General features: G+C 73.0%; 17 protein-coding genes. 7 read left to right on the forward strand and 10 right to left on the reverse strand.

The window, feature by feature from the left end:
- Nucleotides 1-16: 16 nt before the first annotated feature.
- Nucleotides 17-424, reverse strand: a complete 408-nt coding sequence (locus AB0L89_RS19855) for a DUF485 domain-containing protein (protein WP_365142474.1) — start codon at nt 422-424, stop codon at nt 17-19.
- A 111-nt stretch (nt 425-535) separates the two neighbouring features.
- The gene (locus AB0L89_RS19860) at nt 536-2083 is read right to left on the reverse strand and encodes an MDR family MFS transporter (protein ID WP_365142704.1); all 1548 of its coding nucleotides are present in this window, start codon (nt 2081-2083) and stop codon (nt 536-538) included.
- 367 nt (nt 2084-2450) lie between these two features.
- Here AB0L89_RS19860 and AB0L89_RS19865 point away from each other — a divergent pair, with 367 nt between their 5' ends.
- Nucleotides 2451-3239: an ABC transporter ATP-binding protein gene (locus AB0L89_RS19865; RefSeq protein ID WP_365142475.1), complete on the forward strand. Its 789-nt coding sequence runs from the start codon at nt 2451-2453 to the stop codon at nt 3237-3239.
- On the forward strand, nt 3236-5824 hold the full coding sequence (locus tag AB0L89_RS19870; RefSeq protein ID WP_365142477.1) for an FtsX-like permease family protein: 2589 nt from the start codon (nt 3236-3238) through the stop codon (nt 5822-5824). The genes AB0L89_RS19865 and AB0L89_RS19870 overlap by 4 nt, the downstream gene beginning before the upstream one ends.
- 72 nt (nt 5825-5896) lie before the next feature.
- Here AB0L89_RS19870 and AB0L89_RS19875 read toward each other — a convergent pair whose 3' ends face one another.
- The 3 genes from AB0L89_RS19875 to AB0L89_RS19885 all read right to left on the reverse strand — a co-directional run bounded on the left by AB0L89_RS19875 (nt 5897) and on the right by AB0L89_RS19885 (nt 8636).
- A complete protein-coding gene (locus AB0L89_RS19875) occupies nt 5897-7372 on the reverse strand; it encodes a DUF2079 domain-containing protein (protein ID WP_365142479.1) in 1476 nt (491 codons plus the stop codon).
- Nucleotides 7373-7729: 357 nt separating this feature from the next.
- Entirely contained in the window at nt 7730-8140 is a 411-nt protein-coding gene (locus AB0L89_RS19880; protein WP_365142481.1) for a hypothetical protein, read from the reverse strand.
- Entirely contained in the window at nt 8133-8636 is a 504-nt protein-coding gene (locus AB0L89_RS19885; RefSeq protein WP_365142483.1) for a SigE family RNA polymerase sigma factor, read from the reverse strand. Before AB0L89_RS19885 ends, AB0L89_RS19880 begins: the two co-directional genes overlap by 8 nt.
- Before the next feature lie 316 nt (nt 8637-8952).
- Here AB0L89_RS19885 and mfd point away from each other — a divergent pair, with 316 nt between their 5' ends.
- Nucleotides 8953-12483: a transcription-repair coupling factor gene (mfd, locus tag AB0L89_RS19890; protein WP_365142485.1), complete on the forward strand. Its 3531-nt coding sequence runs from the start codon at nt 8953-8955 to the stop codon at nt 12481-12483.
- A gap of 37 nt (nt 12484-12520) precedes the next feature.
- On the opposite strand, the gene AB0L89_RS19895 is transcribed toward mfd, so the two are convergent.
- The 4 genes from AB0L89_RS19895 to AB0L89_RS19910 form a co-directional block, all read right to left on the reverse strand.
- Nucleotides 12521-12895, reverse strand: a complete 375-nt coding sequence (locus AB0L89_RS19895) for a MerR family transcriptional regulator (protein ID WP_365142487.1) — start codon at nt 12893-12895, stop codon at nt 12521-12523.
- Nucleotides 12896-12948: 53 nt separating this feature from the next.
- On the reverse strand, nt 12949-13707 hold the full coding sequence (locus AB0L89_RS19900) for an SDR family oxidoreductase (protein ID WP_365142489.1): 759 nt from the start codon (nt 13705-13707) through the stop codon (nt 12949-12951).
- Nucleotides 13708-13850: 143 nt separating this feature from the next.
- Nucleotides 13851-14291 (reverse strand): nuclear transport factor 2 family protein, encoded by a 441-nt coding sequence (locus AB0L89_RS19905; RefSeq protein WP_365142491.1) that lies wholly within the window; start codon nt 14289-14291, stop codon nt 13851-13853.
- A gap of 139 nt (nt 14292-14430) precedes the next feature.
- Nucleotides 14431-14619: an antitoxin gene (locus AB0L89_RS19910; RefSeq protein WP_365142493.1), complete on the reverse strand. Its 189-nt coding sequence runs from the start codon at nt 14617-14619 to the stop codon at nt 14431-14433.
- Between the two features lie 149 nt (nt 14620-14768).
- Here AB0L89_RS19910 and AB0L89_RS19915 point away from each other — a divergent pair, with 149 nt between their 5' ends.
- Genes AB0L89_RS19915 through AB0L89_RS19925 form a run of 3 tightly spaced genes read left to right on the forward strand, consistent with a single transcriptional unit; the run spans nt 14769 to nt 17010 of the window.
- Nucleotides 14769-15491, forward strand: coding sequence for an MOSC N-terminal beta barrel domain-containing protein (locus AB0L89_RS19915; protein ID WP_365142495.1), 723 nt, complete (start codon nt 14769-14771; stop codon nt 15489-15491).
- Nucleotides 15488-16207 (forward strand): HNH endonuclease family protein, encoded by a 720-nt coding sequence (locus AB0L89_RS19920; protein ID WP_365142497.1) that lies wholly within the window; start codon nt 15488-15490, stop codon nt 16205-16207. Before AB0L89_RS19915 ends, AB0L89_RS19920 begins: the two co-directional genes overlap by 4 nt.
- A gap of 53 nt (nt 16208-16260) precedes the next feature.
- Nucleotides 16261-17010 (forward strand): N-acetyltransferase, encoded by a 750-nt coding sequence (locus tag AB0L89_RS19925; protein ID WP_365142499.1) that lies wholly within the window; start codon nt 16261-16263, stop codon nt 17008-17010.
- A gap of 21 nt (nt 17011-17031) precedes the next feature.
- Here AB0L89_RS19925 and AB0L89_RS19930 read toward each other — a convergent pair whose 3' ends face one another.
- Nucleotides 17032-17823 carry a hypothetical protein gene (locus tag AB0L89_RS19930; RefSeq protein WP_365142501.1) on the reverse strand — a complete coding sequence of 264 codons (792 nt, stop codon included), beginning with the start codon at nt 17821-17823 and terminating at the stop codon, nt 17032-17034.
- 205 nt (nt 17824-18028) lie between these two features.
- Here AB0L89_RS19930 and AB0L89_RS19935 point away from each other — a divergent pair, with 205 nt between their 5' ends.
- The gene (locus AB0L89_RS19935; protein ID WP_365142503.1) at nt 18029-20092 is read left to right on the forward strand and encodes an N-6 DNA methylase; all 2064 of its coding nucleotides are present in this window, start codon (nt 18029-18031) and stop codon (nt 20090-20092) included.
- Nucleotides 20093-20162 lie beyond the last annotated feature (70 nt).

Raw genomic sequence — 20162 nt, forward strand, 5'->3', positions numbered from 1 at the left:
GTCTGCGCGTCCTCGCTCACGGGCGGCTCCCGTCCGCGCGCGCGTCGGCCAACTCGGCCTGTTTGCGCAGCCGTTCGGCCAGCGGGTCCAGGCGGCGGCGCGCCGTGCGCTCGTACAGGACCAGGGCGAGGCAGGTGACGGGGAGCTGGCACAGGCCGAGCAGCAGGCCGGTGCTCAGGCCGCCGGTGACGGTGCCGGTCATCAGGGTGGGCGCGAGGGCGGACAGGGCGAGGAAGAGGGTGAAGTAGCCGAGGGCGGTGAGGGTGGCGACGCGGCGCTGCCGGCGGTAGGCGACGCGCAGTTTGCGCAGGTCGCTGTGGCGGCCGGGGGCCGGGTGGCGGGGCGGGCGGGGCGTGGGGACGGGCGGCGGGGGCTGCGGCTGCCAGGGGTAGGTGAGGTGGGGCTCCTGGGGAGGGTGGGTCATCCCGGTTCTCCTTGCGCGGCTTCCGGTCCGGTGGTGCGGACCGCAGGGAGCGAGGGGAGCCGAGACGTTACTTGTAAGTAGGGGTGGTGTGTGGGGTTTTCGACAAACCACTCAGTCGGACTGTTGCGTGGGTGACAGCCGTTCCTGCTGGGATGGCTGTTGTCCGTCCTGGAGTACGGGGAAGCGCCGCGGCGCCACGAGCAGCAGCACCGCGAGGGCCGCCACGGCCGCGCAGCCCGCCCCCACGTACACCCAGTCGACGGCCGCGTCGACCGCGCGCCGCAGCCGCTCCGGGTCGGCCACGGACGCCGGTTCGTCCAGCGAACGGGCCACCGAGTCCAGCGAACCCGCCCCGCCCAGGCGGTGCGCGAGCACGCCGTTGGCGACCGCGCCGAAGAGGGCGGCGCCCACGGTCTGGCCGATCTGCCGGCAGAAGAGGACGGACGCGGTGGCCGTGCCGCGCTCGGCCCAGCCGACCGTGGACTGGACGCCGACGATCAGCGGCAGCTGGACCAGCCCGAGCGCCGCGCCGAGCAGCAGCATGAGCAGGGCGGGCTGCCAGGCGCTGCCGGGGTAGGGGAGCAGCGGGAAGGCGAACAGGAGCAGGGCGGCCGCCGATGTGCCGAGCACCGCGGTGTTGCGGAAGCCGATCCGCCGGTAGACGTGCTGGCTGAGCGCCGCGCTGACCGGCCAGCTCAGCGTCATCGTGGAGAGCACGAACCCGGCCGCGATGGGGGCCAGTTGCAGCACCGACTGGGCGTACGTCGGCAGGAACACCGTCGGCGCGACCATCAGCAGGCCGAGCGCGCCGAGGGCGAGGTTGACGGCGGCGATGGTGCGCCGCTGCCAGACCCAGCCGGGGATGATCGGCTCCGCGGCCCGCCGCTCGACGAGCACGACGACGGCCGTCAGGGCGAGCCCGGTGGCCAGCAGCGCGAGGGACGGCGCGGAGAGCCAGTCCCAGGCGACGCCGCCCTGGACCAGCGCGGTGAGCAGCGCGCCGCCGCAGGCGAAGACGGCGAGCGCGCCGGGCCAGTCGACGCGGCCGAGCGGCTTCGTGGTGCGGCTCGGCTCGTGCAGGTGGCGCACGATCAGCCAGAGGGCGAGCGCGCCGACGGGCAGGTTGATGAGGAAGATCCAGCGCCAGTCGGCGTACGAGGCGAGCAGCCCGCCGATCGCCGGGCCCGCGACCGACGAGGTGGCCCACACGGTCGACAGCTTCGCCTGGATCCTCGGGCGTTCCCTGAGGGGGTACAGGTCGGCGGCGAGGGTCTGCACGGTGCCCTGGATGGCGCCGCCGCCCAGGCCCTGGACGATGCGGAAGGCGATGAGCGAGGCCATGTCCCAGGCGCCCGCGCACAGCGCCGAGCCGATGAGGAAGAGGACGCTGCCCGCGATGAGCACGGGCTTGCGGCCGAAGGTGTCGGAGAGCTTGCCGTAGACGGGCAGGCTGACGGTGACGGCGAGCAGATAGCCGGAGAAGAGCCAGGAGAAGACGGAGAAGCCGCCGAGGTCGCCGACGATCTGCGGCACCGCGGTCGACACGATCGTGGAGTCCAGGGCGGCCAGCGCCATGGACAGCATCAGCGCGGCGACGACCGTGCCGCGCGGTCCCGTCGTGCCGGGAGCGCCGTGGCCCCCGCCCTCGCCCGTACCCACCGAGATCCCTTCCCCCTGCAACCAGTTGCTGCGGGCCACTTTCTCACCCGGTGGGGGGTGGAGGGCAGGGTGTAGACATCCCTGAGTTGATCTCCACCGACGGGTGGACGACCCCTAGGGGGACCTCCGTACTGCGGCCAGGGGAGCGTTCGTCCCGCCGGAGGATGAGACGGGCCGGGGCCGGTCCTTAAATGGTTCTTACGCGCCGGGCACGGGGCCGGCGCGGACAACCACACCACGGGGGTGGGGTTTTCCCCCGCCGAAGACTGCGCCGGGCACCAGCGCGCCGGACCCCCTCACGACACCAGACTTGAACCGCCCGGCGAACACCGGCGACTCATCGCATGACCGACATAGGAGACGTACCGTGACAACGGCTGTTACCACACCCAGGCACGGGGGCACTGGCGGGCGTACGGCCGTGGCGGCACGGGCACGCCAGGTCGTCAAGGCGTACGGCAGCGGGGAGACCCGCGTCGTCGCGCTCGACCACATCGACGTGGACATCGCCCGCGGGCAGTTCACCGCGATCATGGGCCCCTCGGGCTCCGGCAAGTCGACCCTGATGCACTGCCTCGCGGGCCTCGACACGGTCAGCGAGGGGCAGATCTTCCTCGACGAGACCGAGATCACCGGCCTCAAGGACAAGAAGCTCACCCAGCTGCGCCGGGACCGGATCGGCTTCATCTTCCAGGCGTTCAACCTGCTCCCCACCCTCAACGCCATCGAGAACATCACGCTCCCGATGGACATAGCGGGCCGCAGGCCCGACCGCGGCTGGCTCGACCAGGTCGTGGAGACCGTGGGCCTGGCCGGGCGCCTCAAGCACCGCCCCACCGAACTCTCCGGCGGCCAGCAGCAGCGCGTCGCCGTCGCCCGCGCACTCGCCTCGCGCCCCGAGATCATCTTCGGCGACGAGCCGACCGGAAACCTCGACTCCCGCGCGGGCGCCGAGGTGCTGGGATTCCTGCGGCGCTCGGTCACCGAACTCGGCCAGACCATCGTGATGGTCACGCACGACCCGGTCGCCGCCTCGTACGCGGACCGTGTCCTGTACCTGGCCGACGGCCGGATCGTCGACGAGATGCACCAGCCGACCGCCGACCAGGTCCTCGACCGCATGAAGTCCTTCGACGCGCGGGGGCGTACGTCATGACCGTCCTCAAGACCTCGATGCGCAACTTCTTCGCGCACAAGGGCCGCATGGCGCTCTCCGCGGTCGCCGTGATCCTGTCGGTGGCGTTCGTCTGCGGCACGCTCGTCTTCTCCGACACGATGAGCACCACCTTCGACAAGCTCTTCGCGGCCACCTCCTCCGACGTCACCGTCGCCCCCAAGTCCGACGACGACTCCCACAGCGCCCAGCGCACCGGCAAGCCCGAGTCGCTGCCCGCCTCCGTCGTCGACGAGGTGCGCGGGGCCGACGGCGTCAAGTCCGCCGAGGGCGGCGTCAGCAGCGAGAGCGTCACCGTCGTCGACTCCAGGAACAAGAACCTCGGCCCCAGCAGCGGCGCCCCGACCATCGCCGGCAACTGGACGCGCAACGACCTGCGTTCGATGGACATCACCTCCGGCCACGCCCCGCGCGGCCCCACCGACGTGATGGTCGACGCCGACACCGCCGACAAGCACGGCCTGGAGATCGGCGACGAGCTGCGCGCCGTCACGGCCGCCGGCGACCACACCGCGCGGATCTCCGGCATCGCCACCTTCAAGGTGACCAACCCCGGCGCCGCGATCTTCTACTTCGACACCGCGACCGCCCAGCGCCAACTCCTCGGCGCCACCGGCCGGTTCACGCAGGTCAACCTCACCGCGGACACCGGCGTCAGCGACGCCGCCCTGAAGGCGAACGTCACCGCGGCCTTCGGCGACACCGCGAAGTCCTACGACGTCAAGACGCAGAAGGAGACCGCGGACGACAACCGCAAGGACGTCGGGAGCTTCCTCGACGTCATGAAGTACGCGATGCTCGGCTTCGCCGGGATCGCCTTCCTCGTCGGCATCTTCCTCATCATCAACACCTTCTCGATGCTGGTCGCCCAGCGCACCCGCGAGATCGGCCTGATGCGCGCCATCGGCTCCAGCCGCAAGCAGGTCAACCGCTCCGTGCTCGTCGAGGCGCTGCTGCTCGGCGTCTTCGGCTCGGTCCTCGGCGTCGGCGCGGGCGTGGGCCTCGCCGTCGGCCTGATGAAGCTCATGTCCGGCATGGGCATGGAGCTGTCCACCGGCGACCTCACCGTCAGCTGGACGACCCCCGTGGTCGGCATGGTCCTCGGCATCGTCGTCACCGTCCTCGCCGCCTACCTCCCCGCACGACGGGCCGGCAAGGTCTCGCCGATGGCCGCGCTGCGCGACGCGGGCACCCCGGCCGACGGCAGGGCGAGCGCGCTGCGCGCCGTCATCGGCCTGGTCCTCACCGGCATCGGCGGCTTCGCCCTCTACACCGCCTCGCAGGCCGACAAGGCGTCCGACGGCTCGCTCCTCCTTGGCGGCGGCGTGGTCCTCACCCTCGTCGGCTTCGTCGTCATCGGCCCGGTGCTCGCCTCCGGCGTGGTCCGCGTGATCAGCGCGGTGCTCCTGCGGATGTTCGGCCCGGTCGGCCGGATGGCCGAGCGCAACGCCCTGCGCAACCCGCGCCGCACCGGCGCCACCGGCGCGGCCCTGATGATCGGCCTCGCGCTGGTCGCCTGCCTCTCCGTCGTCGGCTCCTCGATGGTCGCCTCGGCCACCGACGAACTCGACCGCTCGGTCGGCGCGGACTTCATCGTCCAGCCCACCCAGCCCGGCATCTCGATCACCCCCAAGGCCGCGCGGGCCCTGGAGAAGGCCGAGCACATCGGGCACCTCACGCACCTCAAGCAGATCAACGCGGACCTGACCACGCCCGCGGGCAAGACCGTGGACGGCGTGGGCCTGAGCGCCGCCGACCCGACGTACGCCAAGGACCTGCGCCGCGAGACGACGGCGGGCACGCTGAGCGCCGCGTACGGCAAGGACGCCATGTCGGTCGGCGACGAGTTCGCCGAGAAGCACGGCCTGAAGGTCGGCGACGAGCTGAAGGTCGCCTTCGACCACGGGAAGACGGCCGAGCTGAAGCTCGCGGCGATCACCAAGGACGACGGCGCGATCGACACGGGCGCGATGTACCTGAGCACCGCGACGCTCAAGGAGTACGTGACGCCCGACCGGATGCCGCAGGACGACATCATGTTCGCCACGGCCGCCAAGGGCCAGGAGGACGCCGCGTACGCGTCCCTCAAGGACTCCCTGGCGAAGTACCCCCAGTACAAGGTCATGGACCAGACCGACTTCAAGCAGACGCTGAAGGACCAGGTCGGCCAGATGCTCAACATGGTCTACGGCCTGCTCGGCCTCGCGATCATCGTCGCGATCCTCGGTGTGGTGAACACGCTGGCCCTCTCGGTGGTCGAGCGCACCCGCGAGATCGGTCTCATGCGGGCCATCGGCCTCTCGCGCCGCCAGCTGCGCCGCATGATCCGCATGGAGTCGGTGGTCATCGCCCTCTTCGGCGCGCTGCTCGGCCTCGGGCTCGGCATGGGCTGGGGGGCGACGGCCCAGAAGCTGCTCGCCCTGGAGGGCCTGAAGGTCCTGGAGATCCCGTGGCCGACGATCGTGGCGGTCTTCGTCGGGTCGGCGTTCGTGGGCCTGTTCGCCGCGCTGGTTCCGGCGTTCCGGGCCGGGCGGATGAACGTCCTGAACGCGATCGCCACCGAATAGCCACCAGGACGGGGGAACGGGGGAGCCGGCCCCGGCGGGTGCGCACCGCACCCGCCGGGGCCGTCCCCTGTCTCACTCCTTGCGCAGCAGGACGAAGCCCTGGGCGTCGTCCTCCAGGACGTAACGGGCGCCCGGATGCAGCTTGTTGGCGTAGCCGATCGGGTCCTTCGTCCACCCCGAGCGGATGTCGAGGGCGAAGTACTCGGGGACGACCGGGCGGGCCGTACCCACCCAGAAGACGCGGGCCCGCGAGGTGAGCCTGCTGATCGGCCCGATGTTCGCCTCGACGGTGGCGCCGTCGGGCACCCGGTCCAGCAGCCGCTCGCGCGCGGCGACCTGCGGGCTCTTCTCGTACGTCGCCGACTCGGTGAGCCCGGCCAGCGGCAGCGAGGTCGTCAGGGCGAGCGCGGCGGCCGCGGCGCAGGCCGGCAGCCGGTCCGCGTACGTGCGCAGCCACGGCCGTCCGCTGCGGCGCAGGATGTCGACGGCGTCGACGAGGGCGAGCGCGACGACCGGCATCAGGACGGCGCTGTAGTGCCAGTCCGTGCCCCAGTAGTGCTCCTCGGCGGAGAGGAAGCGCCAGCCGAGGGTGGGCAGCGCGACCAGGAGCAGCGGCGAGCGCAGGGCGAGCAGCCCGGTGGTGGGCAGCAGCAGCCACAGGAGGGTGCGCAGCTTGGTGTCGAGCCCGTCGAAGAGCCCGGCGGTCGCGCCGCCCTCGCCGACCTTGTTCCAGTAGTCGTAGGACCCGACCGAGTTGAAGGCCGGGATGACCAGCGTCAGCGTCACGAGGGTGGCGACGGCGCCGAAGGCCACGACGCCCAGGGCGTAGGGCAGGGACTTCGGGTCGGTGCGGCGGCACCGGATCGCCACGACGAGGGCGATGGCCGCGACGGTGGCGCCCAGGTCCTCCTTGACGAGGACGAGCGGCAGCGCCCACAGCAGGGCGGCCCGCCACCGCTGCCGCAGCAGCGCCTCCAGCGCGAAGGCGATCAGCGGTACGGCGAAGCAGATCTCGTGGAAGTCGAAGTCGACGGCCTGCTGGATGCCCCAGGACAGGCCGTGGGCCACGCCCACGGCGAGCCCGGAGGCACGGCCCAGGAGCCGGGTCGCGGCGCGGGTGACGGGGATCGTGGCGAGGGCGAAGAGCAGCGCCTGCGCGACGAGCAGCGTGACGGGCGAGGGGAAGAGCCGGTAGACGGGCGCGAGGAGGGCGGTGACGGGGCTGAAGTGGTCGCCGAGGATGTTCGCCCCCGGTCCCTTGAGGTCGGCCACCGGCACCTGGAGGTGCGCGTAGGCGCGCACGGCCTGCTCGAAGATCCCGAGGTCCCAGGACCGGCTCTCCATCCGCCGGTACCGGCAGACGGAGACGACGGCGTACGCGACGAAGAGCGCGGCGGTGAGGAGGTAGGGGGCGCGGTCCCAGAGACGTTCCCGGATGTCGGGGGCGCTCTTCTGGTCCCGCGGGGTTATCGGCTCGGGCGCGCTCCTCCCGACGGGATCATCGACGTCACCCTCGACGACGGGGGCATCGGACTGGGCTCCGGACATGGGGTGGCTTTCTGATCGGGGAGCGGCGGCAATTCCCGGCGCCTCCGGGGTTGGGGGAGCGGCGGAAATTCCCGGCCTCTCCGGGGTTGGGGGAGCGACGGTCGTTTCCGGCCTCTCCGGGGTTCGGGGAGCAACGGTCATTTCCGGCCCCTCCGAGGTTCGGGAGCGGCGGTCATTCTCAGCCCCTCCGGCGTTTGAGGAGCGGGGTCCGGGGCGGAGCCCCGTGCGGTGGTGGCGCGCACGAAGGAACTCGGCCTCCCGGGGTCGGGGGAGCGGCGGTCATTTTCAGCCCCTCCGGCGTTTGAGGAGCGGGGTCCGGGGCGGAGCCCCGTGCGACGGCGGCGCACACGGAAGAACTCAGCCCCCGGGGAACGAGGCGGCGACGGACGCGCCCGTCGCCGTCGGCGGCGGCGGCGAACCGGACGGCGCGAGCGACGGCGGAAGAGACGTGGACGGAGTCCGGGAGGGCACCCCCTCCGGCGCGGAGGCGCCCGGCGGCGACGCCGAGGACGTGGGACTGGGCGGCGCCGCCGGCCGGACCGGCGCACCCCCCTCACCCATCCGCAGCGCGACGACCGCCGCCGCGCCGGACACCAGGCAGACGGCGGCCGCGGCACCCACCGCGTACATCCGCCGCCTGCGCCGCGCGCCCCGCGCGGCCACCTGGCCCGCCGGGGCGGGCGAGGCGAGCCCGCCGCCCGACGCGGCGGCCCGCTTCAGCGCGACGGCGAGCCCGTCGTCGTCGGCGGTGGACCGGGGCTCAGTCACGGTGCTCCTCCGGGGTCGGCGTGTCGTCGAGGTGCGGGGCGAGGGCGGCCCGCGCGCGGGACAGGTGGGACTTCACGGTCCCGGCCGCGATCCCGGTCTCCGCGGCGACCTGCCGCACGGACAGGTCGCAGACGTAGTGCAGCACCGCCACCCGCCGCTGCCGCTCCGGCAGCCGCCGCAACGCGGCGACCAGCGCGACCGTGCCGGGATCCGGCGCGGGCACGGACCCCGCGAGCCCGCCCTGGCGGCGCCGCCAGGCGTCCGCGGCCCGCCCGCGCCGCCGCCACCGGCTGACGGCGAGCCGCCAGGCGACGGTCCTGATCCACGCCTCGGGCCCGGCGTCCCGCTCCAGGCGCCCGCGGCGCGCCCAGGCCCGCACGAAGGCCTCCTGGACGACGTCCTGCGCCTCGTGGAGGTCGCCCGTCATCAGATACACCTGCCCGACCAGCGGTCTCACGGAGTGCGCGTAGAACGCCTCGAACTCCTCGTCGGTCAAGTGGTCTCCCGGTGCGTACGGTGCAGGTGATGCGGTTCCTCGTGGGCAGTACGCCCGGCACGCCCGTCCGGTTTACCCGGGCGGCGCGGAATTTCTCGGAATCTCGCGGACAGCCGTTTTCGGGACATTGTCCGGCAGGGGGCGCGCGGACCCGCGCACAGGGCTCGCCGCGACCGGACCGCGCCTGACGGTGACCGGGCCGCGCCTGTCGGCGCCAAGTCGTACGCTGGAGACCCCCGGCCCGTGCGACGTGCCGGGCGGTTCGCGTTGCCCATCTGCCACCGGATCCCTCCGGTACCTGGACGGAAAGCCTTCCATGAGCCTGCACGGTCTGCTCGACGCTGTCGTCAAGGACTCCGCACTCGCCGAAGCGGTCAAGGCCGCGACCGACGGCCACCGCACGCACGTCGACCTGGTCGGCCCGCCCGCGGCCCGGCCCTTCGCCGTGGCGGCGCTGGCCCGAGAGTCCGGCAGGACCGTCCTCGCGGTGACGGCCACCGGCCGCGAGGCCGAGGACCTCGCTGCGGCGCTGCGCACGATCGTGCCGCCGGAGGGCGTGGTGGAGTACCCCTCCTGGGAGACGCTGCCGCACGAGCGCCTCTCGCCCCGCTCGGACACGGTCGGCCGCCGCCTCGCGGTCCTGCGCCGGCTCGCGCACCCCAGCACGGACGACCCGGAGACGGGCCCGGTCTCCGTGCTCGTCGCGCCCATCCGCTCGGTGCTCCAGCCGCAGGTCAAGGGGCTCGGCGACCTGGAGCCGGTGGCGCTGCGCACGGGGCACTCCGCCGATCTGAACGAGACGGTCGAGGCCCTCGCGGCAGCCGCGTACTCCCGGGTCGAACTGGTCGAGAAGCGCGGCGAGTTCGCCGTGCGCGGCGGCATCCTCGACGTCTTCCCGCCCACCGAGGAGCACCCGCTCCGCGTGGAGTTCTGGGGCGACGACGTCGAGGAGATCCGCTACTTCAAGGTCGCCGACCAGCGCTCCCTGGAGATCGCCGAGCACGGCCTGTGGGCGCCGCCCTGCCGTGAGCTGCTGCTCACCGACGACGTGCGCGAGCGGGCCGCGGCCCTCGCCGAGCTCCACCCGGAACTGGGCGAGCTGCTGGGGAAGATCGCCGAGGGCATCGCGGTCGAGGGCATGGAGTCCCTCGCGCCGGTCCTGGTCGACGACATGGAGCTGCTGCTCGACGTCATGCCGAAGGGCTCCATGGCGGTGGTCTGCGACCCGGAGCGGGTGCGCACGCGCGCGGCCGACCTGGTGGCGACGTCGCAGGAGTTCCTCCAGGCCAGCTGGGCGGCGACGGCCGGCGGCGGCGAGGCGCCGATCGACGTGGGCGCGGCCTCGCTGTGGGGCATCGCGGACGTCCGCGACCACGCGCGCGACCTCGGCATGATGTGGTGGTCGGTCTCGCCGTTCGCGGCGGACGAGGACCTGTCCGACGACACCCTCAAGCTCGGCATGCACGCCCCGGAGACGTACCGGGGCGACACCGCGAAGGCGCTCGCCGACACCAAGGGCTGGCTCGCGGAGGGCTGGCGCACGGTCTATGTGACCGAGGGGCACGGCCCGGCGGCCCGCACCGTCGAGGTGCTCGGCGGCGAGGGCATCGCGGCCCGCCTCGACGCGGACCTCACCGGGCTGACGCCGTCGGTGGTGCACGTCTCCTGCGGCTCGATCGACTTCGGCTTCGTCGACCCCGGGCTGAAGCTCGCCGTGCTCACCGAGACCGACCTCTCCGGCCAGAAGGCGGCCGGCAAGGACGGCCAGCGGATGCCGGCCCGCCGCCGCAAGACGATCGACCCGCTGACCCTGGAGTCCGGCGACTACATCGTCCACGAGCAGCACGGCGTGGGCCGCTACATCGAGATGGTGCAGCGCACGGTCCAGGGCGCGACGCGCGAGTACCTGGTCGTGGAGTACGCGCCCGCCAAGCGCGGCCAGCCCGGCGACCGGCTCTACATCCCCACGGACCAGCTGGAGCAGATCACCAAGTACGTGGGCGGTGAGGCCCCGACGCTGCACCGGCTCGGCGGCGCCGACTGGACGAAGACGAAGGCGCGGGCGAAGAAGGCGGTCAAGGAGATCGCCGCCGACCTCATCAAGCTGTACTCGGCCCGCATGGCGGCGCCGGGCCACAGCTTCGCCCCCGACACGCCCTGGCAGCGCGAGCTGGAGGACGCGTTCCCGTACGCGGAGACGCCCGACCAGCTGACCACGATCGCCGAGGTCAAGGAGGACATGGAGAAGACGGTCCCGATGGACCGTCTGATCTGCGGCGACGTGGGCTACGGCAAGACGGAGATCGCGGTCCGCGCGGCCTTCAAGGCGGTGCAGGACGGCAAGCAGGTGGCGGTCCTCGTCCCCACGACGCTGCTCGTGCAGCAGCACTTCGGGACGTTCACCGACCGGTACTCCCAGTTCCCGGTCAACGTGCGGGCGTTGAGCCGCTTCCAGACGGACACCGAGTCCAAGGCGACGCTGGAGGGCCTGAAGGACGGCTCGGTCGACATCGTCATCGGCACGCACCGCCTCTTCTCCTCCGAGACGAAGTTCAAGGACCTGGGCCTGGTCATCGTCGACGAGGAGCAGCGGTTCGGCGTGGAGCACAAGGAGCAGCTGAAGAAGCTCCGCGCGAACGTCGACGTCCTGACGATGTCGGCGACGCCGATCCCCCGTACGCTCGAAATGGCGGTCACGGGCATCCGCGAGATGTCCACGATCACCACGCCCCCCGAGGAGCGCCACCCGGTCCTGACCTTCGTCGGTCCGTACGAGGAGAAGCAGATCGGCGCGGCCATCCGCCGTGAGCTGCTGCGCGAGGGCCAGGTCTTCTACATCCACAACCGCGTCGAGTCGATCGACCGCGCGGCGGCGAGGCTCAGGGACATCGTCCCCGAGGCGCGCATCGCCACGGCCCACGGGCAGATGTCCGAACAGGCCCTGGAACAGGTGGTCGTGGACTTCTGGGAGAAGAAGTTCGACGTCCTGGTCTCCACGACGATCGTCGAGTCCGGCATCGACATCTCGAACGCCAACACGCTGATCGTGGAGCGCGGCGACAACTTCGGCCTCTCCCAGCTCCACCAGCTGCGCGGCCGCGTGGGCCGAGGACGCGAGCGCGGCTACGCCTACTTCCTCTACCCGCCGGAGAAGCCCCTCACGGAGACGGCCCACGAGCGCCTCGCCACGATCGCCCAGCACACGGAGATGGGCGCGGGCATGTACGTGGCGATGAAGGACCTGGAGATCCGCGGCGCGGGCAACCTCCTGGGCGGCGAGCAGTCGGGCCACATCGCGGGCGTCGGCTTCGACCTCTACGTCCGCATGGTGGGCGAGGCGGTCGCCGACTACCGCGCCTCCCTGGAGGGCGGCGTGGAGGAGGAGCCGCCGCTGGAGGTCAAGATCGAGCTCCCGGTCGACGCGCACGTCCCGCACGACTACGCCCCCGGCGAGCGCCTGCGCCTCCAGGCCTACCGCGCGATCGCCTCCGCGAACACGGAGGAGGACATCAAGGCGGTACGCGAGGAACTCACCGACCGCTACGGCAAGTTGCCGGAGCCGGTGGAGAACCTCCTCCTGGTCGCGGGGCTGCGCATGCTGGCCCGCGCGTGCGGCGTCGGCGAGATCGTCCTCCAGGGCAACAACATCCGCTTCGCCCCGGTGGACCTGCGCGAGTCCCAGGAACTCCGCCTCAAGCGCCTCTACCCGGGAACGGTCATCAAGCCGTCCGCGAACCAGGTCCTGGTCCCGCGCCCGAAGACCGCGAAGGTGGGCGGCAAGCCGCTGGTCGGCCGCGAACTCCTGGGCTGGGTCGGGGAGTTCCTGACGTCGATCCTGGGTTCGTAGGCCGTCCTCGACCGGGTCGCGGACGGCCGCGGCCCGGTCACGCCACCGGACGGATCCGGTCGCCCGTCGCCTCGCGCAGGGCCGTCGCGAGGCGGTCGCGGACCTCGGTCTGGGCCGCGATGCGGCGGTCGATCACCGCGAGGCGGTCGAGGACGACCCGCAGGCCCGCGCCGGTCGGCGTGGTGGCCGCGACGTCGCCGTCCAGGCAGGGCAGGAACACGCGGACGTCGTCGAGGGTGAGGCCCGCGTCGAGCAGGAAGCGGATGTTGCGGACGCGGACGACGGCACGCCCGGCGTCGTACACCCGGTAGCCGTTGGGCGTGCGCGCGGACTCGACGAGTCCGGCCTCCTCGTAGTGCCGCAGGGCGCGCGGTGTCGTGCCCGTCGCCTCCGCCAGCTGTCCGATCCGCACGCGTGCCGCCTCCCCGTGGCCCCTCAACGGCGTCACGGCCGTCCCCCTCGCCGTCACGCGACGACCGCTCCGCCGTCCACCGGCAGGATGACACCGGTGATGAAGGAGGCACCAGGCGAGGCGAGTCCGGTGATCGCCCAGGCGACCTCCTCGGGCCGGCCGACCCGGCCCATCGGGGTGTGCGCGATCTGCCACGCGCGGACCGCTTCCTTCTCCTCGGACGTGAAGCCGGAGTGCTCGGCGATCGGGGTGTCCACGGCGCCCGGCGCGACGGCGGCGACCCGGATGCCGCGCGGCGCGAGGTCGACGGCCCAGCTGCGGGTGAGGAGTTCGAGCGCGGACTTGGTCGCCGGGTAGAGCGAGTTGCCCGGCCAGCCGCGCTGGCCGACCGACGTCGAGACGTTCACGACGACGCCCCGGCTCTCGGCGAGCGCGTCGAGCGCGGCCTGGGTGAGCAGTACGGGGGCGACGAGGTTGGTGGCGAGCTGGAGGCCGACGATCTCGCGGGTGTAGGTGCCAAGGCGCGCGGTGCGGACCACGGCCGCGTTGTTGACCAGGACGTCCAGGCGGCCGTGGGTGTCGAGGACGGTACGGACGATGTGCTCGGGGGCGCCGTCGGCGGTGATGTCGGCGGCGAGCGGGGTGATCGACCCCTCGTGCCCGGCCGCCGTCCGTGCCAGGGGTCCGGGACGCCGCCCCACGGCGACGACGTGCGCGCCCTGGGCGGCGAAGGCGTGGGCGGTGGCGCGCCCGATGCCGGTGCCGGCGCCGGTGACGAGGACGACTCGGGTGGTGTTCTCCTGAGGACTCATGGGGAGAGGGTCGGACCCTGACGCCAGGGGCAGGGTCAAGCGGGACCGTCCGGCTGGGTTGGGTGACGTGCCTTCAGGAGGGGTCCGGCGGGGTTCGGTGGCGTGCCCTCAGGAGGGGTCCGGCAGGTTCCGGTGGCGTGCCCTCAGGAGACGTCCGGCGTGCACGCCTCGGCGATCGAGAGGCTGTTCTCGTAGAGGTGGTGCTTGGTGATGCGGCCGTTCTCCACCGTGAGCCGCAGCGCGAAGGGGCCCTCGAAGGTCTTGCCCGTGGCGCGCACCCGGCCCGAGAGGTGGCCCATCAGGACGGCGTCCGCGCCGTCGACGAGGAACGTGTCGAGGGAGGCGCGGGCCTCCTCGGGGACGGTGTGGGCCGCCAACTCGGCCGACTGGGCGGCGCATTCGGCGCCGGTGGAGCGGGGGCGGATCCACGGCACGACGGGGTTCTCGGCCAGCAGCCAGTCGACCTCGTCGGCGAAGAGCTCCACCATCCGCCCGGCGTCCCCGGCCATGCGGGCCGTGAGGAATTCCTGGACGGTCGCGCGGGTGGTCGCTGCGATGTCGGTGGTGGGGGCGTCGGCGGTCATCTCGGTCTCCTCGGGGGCCCGGTGGGCGGGGTCCGCGGGGTGTTTCCCCGCGATGCCACGATCCTGCCGGGGGTGAGGAGAACGGTCGATTACCCCAGGGGTAATGCCCCTGGGGCAATCGTCCGGCGGTGATCCGGGATCAGGACGGCTGCTCGCCCTCCGGCTTGTCCTCGCCGAGGCCCAGCCGGTCGTGCATCTGCTGCTGCGCCTTGTCGACCTTGTCGGCGTACTTGTCGCCGGTCTTCTCGTTGATCTCTTCTTCTGCCGCGTTCGAGATGTCCTTGGCCTTGTCCTGGGCCTGGTCCTTGAACCTATCGAAGATGCCCATGCGGAGAACTCCTTGCGGGCGGGGGAGGGGGACTCACGGTCGACGATACGTCCGTGGTGTCCGGTTTGCTCGTCGAGGGGAGATATGGTCTGGACCACTCGGTCGCTACGGTGGTGGCCGCGAGAGTCGCCCAGGGGAGGGAGAGCGCCGTGCCGCTCACAGTCGTGGGGCTGAACCGGTTTCCGGTGAAATCGATGCTCGGACAGGGGCACGACCGGCTGGAGTTCGACGCGCGCGGCGCCGTCGGCGACCGGCGGTGGGCCCTGCGGTACGCCGACGGAAAGCTGGGCAGCGGGAAGAACACCCCCCGCTTCCGCCGCATCCCCGGACTGCTGGAGCACCAGGCCGCCTACGACGCGGACGGACTGCCCGTCGTCACCGCGCCGGACGGCGCGGAACTGCGCCCCGGCGACCCCCGCATCCCCGAACGCTTCGGGGAGGGCGTCGAGTTGGTCCACGAGGGCGAGGAGGGCCACAAGGACGCCTCCGCCGTCTCCCTGGTCGGCACCGCCTCGCTGCGCGCGCTCGGCGACCTGCTCGGTGACGCCGACCCCGTCGACGTACGGCGGCTGCGCAAGAACATCGTCGTGGAGACCGACGAGCCCTGGATCGAGGAGGGCTGGGTCGGCCGCGAGATCGTCCTCGGCGGAGACGGGGGCGGCGCGTCCGGCGAGGGGGCGGGCCCGCTGCGGCTGCACGTCGTCAAGCGCGTCACGCGCTGCGTCATGGTCACCCAGGCCCAGACCGGCCTGCCCGCGGACAACCGCATCCTGAAGACCCTCACCGCCGCCCGCGGCATGTGCATCGGGATCCACACGGAAGTCGTGGCGCCCGCGCCGCTCGCCCTCGGCGACACGGTGGTCGCCCGGTGAACCGACGCACCACCGCCGCGCTGCTCGCCCTCGTCGCCGTGCCCGCGCTGCTCACCGGCTGCGACCTGGGCACCGAGGAGAAGGAGGGGGCCGCCGGGCCCGACGCCAAGGCCGGCTCCGCGCTCGCCGCCGTCGACACGCTCACCGTCAAGGGCCGCGCGCCGAAGACCGGTTACGACCGCGGCCGGTTCGGCAGCGCCTGGGCCGACACGGACTCCAACGGCTGCCCGACCCGGGACGACATCCTCAAGCGGGACCTGAAGGACGTCCGCCACCAGGGCGGCGACTGCAAGGTGGTCTCCGGGACGCTCGCCCCCGACCCCTACGGCGGCAAGGACGTGACGTTCCGGCGAGGCCGCAGCCAGGTCGACATCGACCACCTCGTCGCCCTCTCGGACGCCTGGCAGAAGGGCGCCTTCCAGTGGGAGCCGAGCAAGCGCATCGCCTTCGCCAACGACCCGCTCAACCTCCTCGCGGTCGACGCCGGCCCCAACCGCAGCAAGGGTGACGGCGACACCGCGACCTGGCTGCCGCCGAACAAGGCCTACCGCTGCACCTATGTGGCCGGGCAGGTCGCGGTGAAGAAGAAGTACGGGGTGTGGGTGACCGGCGCCGAGCGCGACGCCATGAAGAAGGTGCTGTCCACGTGCCCGGACGAGAAGTTGCCGGCCGGCGGCTCCCCGACCACGGCACCGGGCCGCTTCCACGCCCGCTGACCTCGGCATAAATCGGTTACGCGACGGTTCGCCCGCGGGTTAGCGTGCGGCCCATGGACCTGACGATCACCACCCTGGCCGAGCGGCCCGAACTCGCGGGGCCGCTCTGGTCCATGGCCGAGGACTGGCCGGAGTTCATCCTCCACGACCCGGTCGGCTGGTCGCTGATCGGCCGGATCGTCGCGGACCTTCCGGAGTACGTGCTGGTGGCGACGGACGCGGACGCCGGCGGCAAGGTCGTGGCCCGCGGCTTCAGCGTGCCGCTCGCGCTGCGCGCCCGCGGCGACGGGGCGCTGCCCGACGGCGGCTGGGACCAGGTGCTCCTGTGGGCCTTCTCCGACCTGCGGCACGGCAAGGAGGCGGACACGGTCAGCGCCATCGAGATCACCGTCGACGAGTCGGCGCGCGGCAAGGGCGTCTCGGCGCTGATGCTCGCCGCGATGCGGGACAACGCCCGCGCCCGCGGCTTCACGGAGGTCGTCGCGCCCGTGCGCCCCAACGCCAAGCACCGCGAACCGGCCGCGGGGATCGACGAGTACGCGTTCCGCACCCGTGAGGACGGCCTGCCGCACGACCCGTGGCTGCGGGTGCACGTGCGGGCGGGCGGTGTCATCGACAAGGTCGCGCACGCCTCGATGACGGTGTCCGGCTCGACCGCGCAGTGGCGGGAGTGGACGGGGCTGCCCTTCGACGAGGAGGGCCCGGTCGAGGTGCCGGGCGCGCTCGTGCCCGTGCACTGCGAACTCGCGCGCGGCTACGGCGTGTACGTGGAGCCCAACGTCTGGGTGCGGCACGCCCTGTGAGCGGACCGCACCCCGCGCGGGTCAGCCCGACAGCGTGTCCAGGTCGAGGATGTCGCCGGTGGGCGCCTTCGCCTTGACCGGCTTGTCGTAGTCGGTGAAGGCGAGGCTCTCCGGGTCCCCGCCGGAGGTCTTGTCGACCTTCAGCAGGTACGGCTTGCCCTCCGTGGCGACGTAGATCGTGTACTTGTCCTTGCCGTCGCTCTCGGTGAGCTTGATCGCCGGGGTGCCGTCGACCGTGGTCGTGCCGCCCCTGCGGGCGGCGGAGCCGGTGTCCTTGAACTCGCCGAGCAGGGAGTCGAGGTCGCAGAACCCGGCGACCTCCTTCGCGTCGGCGTTCGTCACCTTCGTCTTCACCCAGCGGTTCGCCATCATGTCCACGGCCGCCTGGACGTCGGCCGCGGGCTCGCCCTTGCTCTGCGAGCGCAGGAACTTCTCGTCGTACTTCATGTACGCGGTGCCGCCCGGGATGATCAGCTCGATCGAGCCCTCCTCCGCGGTGCCCATCGTGCCCGCGCAGGTGCCCTTGGTGTCCAGGGCCAGGTCCATCTGGAGCAGGCCGGACGCCTCGTCGGTGACCTCGCCCTTGACGCGGAGCGAGGAGGCGTCGGAGGTCGCCTTGAGCGCCTTCTCGGCGATCTCGCCCCCGGACAGTCCGGCGAAGGGCTCCTTCGCCGCCGCGGACCCGCCCTTGTCCGACGCGTCCGAGGACCCGTCCTTCTTCTCGGTGCCGCAGGCCGTGAGGCCGAGGGTCGCGGCGGTGGCCAGGCAGACGGCGGCGATCGCGGTACGGCGCGGACGCAGGTGATGACGCATGGAGATCCCCCCAGGGAAGTCGTTCGACGGAGACATCACAGCAGGAGTGTGTGAACCGAGTCAACACGAGATTCTGTGAATCATGGGTTAACGGACGTGAAGCAGTGCGTGCGGCCGTTCCCTGGGTATGCTCGACCGCGCGCGACTGACCCCGCGCCACCGAGGGGAGCCGGCACATGACGCCGCGGGACGACGGAGCCAGCACATGACGCCGCGGGACGACGCGACCGAGGTGACCGCCGCCGGGATCGCCCGGCTCGCCGGAGTCGGCCGGGCCGCCGTCAGCAACTGGCGCCGCAGGCACGACGACTTCCCCCGGCCCGTCGGCGGCACCGAGACCAGCCCCTCCTTCGCCCTCGCCGAGGTCGAGCACTGGCTGCGCGCCCAGGGCAAACTCGTCGAGGTCCCCCTGCGCGAACGCGTCTGGCAGCAGCTCGCCGGACACCCGGCGGGGCCCGTCACCGCCCTGCTGCACGCGGGCTGCGCCCTGCTCCTGGTCCGCGACAGGCCGCCCGCCTGGCTCGCGGTGAGCGCCGTCTCCGACGAGCGGATGGCCCAGTTGCTGCCCGGCGAGCTCGACGAGGTGGTGACGATGCGCTTCGGCGTGCGCCGCAGGCGCGCCGTCCGCGTCCCCGAGGCCACCGAACTCCTTTCGTCCGTACCGCTGTTGCGCGGCGTCGCCGAACTCGCCGCCGAGCTGGGCGCCAAGCAGACGTACGAGTTCCTGCTCGGCCGGTACACCGACGCCAACCCCCGCCAGTACACGCTCACCCCGGCGGGCCCCGCCGAGCTGATGGCCCACCTCGCCGGCCCCGCCCGCACCGTCCTCGACCCCGCCTGCGGCACCGGCGCCCTGCTGCGCGCCGTCCCCCCACGCCCCGACCAGCACCTCCACGGCCAGGACAGCGCCCCCGAACTCGCCGCGCTCACCGCGCTGCGCCTGGCGCTGCACTCCGACGCGACCGTGCGCTCCATGGCCGCCGACACCCTGCGCGCCGACGCCTACGAGGACCGCAGGGCCGACGCCGTGCTCTGCCACCCGCCGTTCAACGAACGCAACTGGGGCCACGACGAGCTGGCCTACGACCCCCGCTGGGAGTACGGCTTCCCGGCCCGCGCCGAGTCCGAACTCGCCTGGGTCCAGCACGCGCTGGCCCGCCTCGTCGACGGCGGCACCGCCGTCCTGCTGATGCCGCCCGCCGCCGCGTCCCGCCGCTCGGGCCGCCGCATCCGCGCCGACCTCCTGCGCCGCGGCGCCCTGCGCGCGGTCGTCGCCCTGCCGCCCGGCGTCGCGCCGCCCTACAACCTCCCCCTGCACGTCTGGGTGCTGCGCAGGCCGGGACCGGCGGCGCGGCCCGCGCCCGAGGTGCTGCTCGTGGAGGCCGCGGGCGCCCTCGCCGCCGACGGCCGCGACCGGCAGCTGTGGCCCGCCGTCCGCGACGCCGTGCTCGACTCCTGGCGGGACTTCGACCGCGACGGCACCCTCGACGAACGCCCCGGCCTCGCCCGCTGCGTGCCGGTGCTCGAACTCCTCGACGACGAGGTCGACCTGGCGCCCGCCCGCCGGCTGCCGCCGCCCGCCGCGGGCGGCGGCGCCACCGAGCTCGCGACCGTGCGCGAGGGCCTGGGCGAGGCGCTGCGCAGGGCCGCCGACCTCACCCCGCCGCTGGCCGGGCGTGCGGACGCCGACGACCTGCCGCGCGCCCCGCTGACCACCGTCGGCGAACTGGCCCGCGCCGGCGCCCTGTCGCTGCACACCGGCACCGGCGTGGCGGGCGGCGGCCTGCCCGTCCTCACCGACCACGACGTGCTGACCGGCGGCGCGCCCTCCGGGACCGGCCACGAGGGCACGGCGGACGACGGCGCGGTGCGCACCGCGCCCGGCGACGTCGTCGTGCCCGTGTTCGGTGGCGGCGCCGCGGCCCGGGTGATCGACGAGGCCGCCGCGGGCGCGGCGCTCGGCCGCGGCCTCGCCCTGCTGCGGCCCGACCCGGCCGCGCTCGACCCGTGGTTCCTCGCCGGGTTCCTGCGCGGCACCGCCAACCACCGCCAGGCGAGCAGCTACGCCTCCACCTCCGCCCGGCTCGACGTGCGCCGCCTCCAGCTGCCCCGGCTGCCGCTCGCCGGGCAGCGCGGCTACAGCGAGCGCTTCCGCCGGCTCGCCGCCTTCGAGGACGCCGTGCGCCACGCGTCCCTGCTCGGCGAGCGCCTGGTGCGCGGCATGCACGACGGACTGACGGAAGGAACCCTTCCGCCGGGCGTGGCGTGATCGGAACGACAACGGTTCGGTACAACCCGGGACCGGTCGTACGGGTCGGCCTATACGCTCGAACCCTCAT

This window comes from Streptomyces sp. NPDC052114 (genome assembly GCF_040680155.1).
Taxonomy (GTDB): Bacteria; Actinomycetota; Actinomycetes; order Streptomycetales; family Streptomycetaceae; genus Streptomyces.

What these genes read in the sequence shown, in the direction of transcription:
- AB0L89_RS19855 (WP_365142474.1), bottom strand. Translation starts at nt 424, where the DNA reads ATGACCCACCCTCCCCAGGAGCCCCACCTCACCTACCCCTGGCAGCCG.
- AB0L89_RS19870 (WP_365142477.1), top strand. Translation starts at nt 3,236, where the DNA reads ATGACCGTCCTCAAGACCTCGATGCGCAACTTCTTCGCGCACAAGGGC.
- AB0L89_RS19875 (WP_365142479.1), bottom strand. Translation starts at nt 7,372, where the DNA reads ATGTCCGGAGCCCAGTCCGATGCCCCCGTCGTCGAGGGTGACGTCGAT.
- mfd (WP_365142485.1), top strand. Translation starts at nt 8,953, where the DNA reads ATGAGCCTGCACGGTCTGCTCGACGCTGTCGTCAAGGACTCCGCACTC.
- AB0L89_RS19900 (WP_365142489.1), bottom strand. Translation starts at nt 13,707, where the DNA reads ATGAGTCCTCAGGAGAACACCACCCGAGTCGTCCTCGTCACCGGCGCC.
- AB0L89_RS19905 (WP_365142491.1), bottom strand. Translation starts at nt 14,291, where the DNA reads ATGACCGCCGACGCCCCCACCACCGACATCGCAGCGACCACCCGCGCG.
- AB0L89_RS19910 (WP_365142493.1), bottom strand. Translation starts at nt 14,619, where the DNA reads ATGGGCATCTTCGATAGGTTCAAGGACCAGGCCCAGGACAAGGCCAAG.
- AB0L89_RS19925 (WP_365142499.1), top strand. Translation starts at nt 16,261, where the DNA reads ATGGACCTGACGATCACCACCCTGGCCGAGCGGCCCGAACTCGCGGGG.
- AB0L89_RS19930 (WP_365142501.1), bottom strand. Translation starts at nt 17,823, where the DNA reads ATGCGTCATCACCTGCGTCCGCGCCGTACCGCGATCGCCGCCGTCTGC.
- AB0L89_RS19935 (WP_365142503.1), top strand. Translation starts at nt 18,029, where the DNA reads ATGACGCCGCGGGACGACGCGACCGAGGTGACCGCCGCCGGGATCGCC.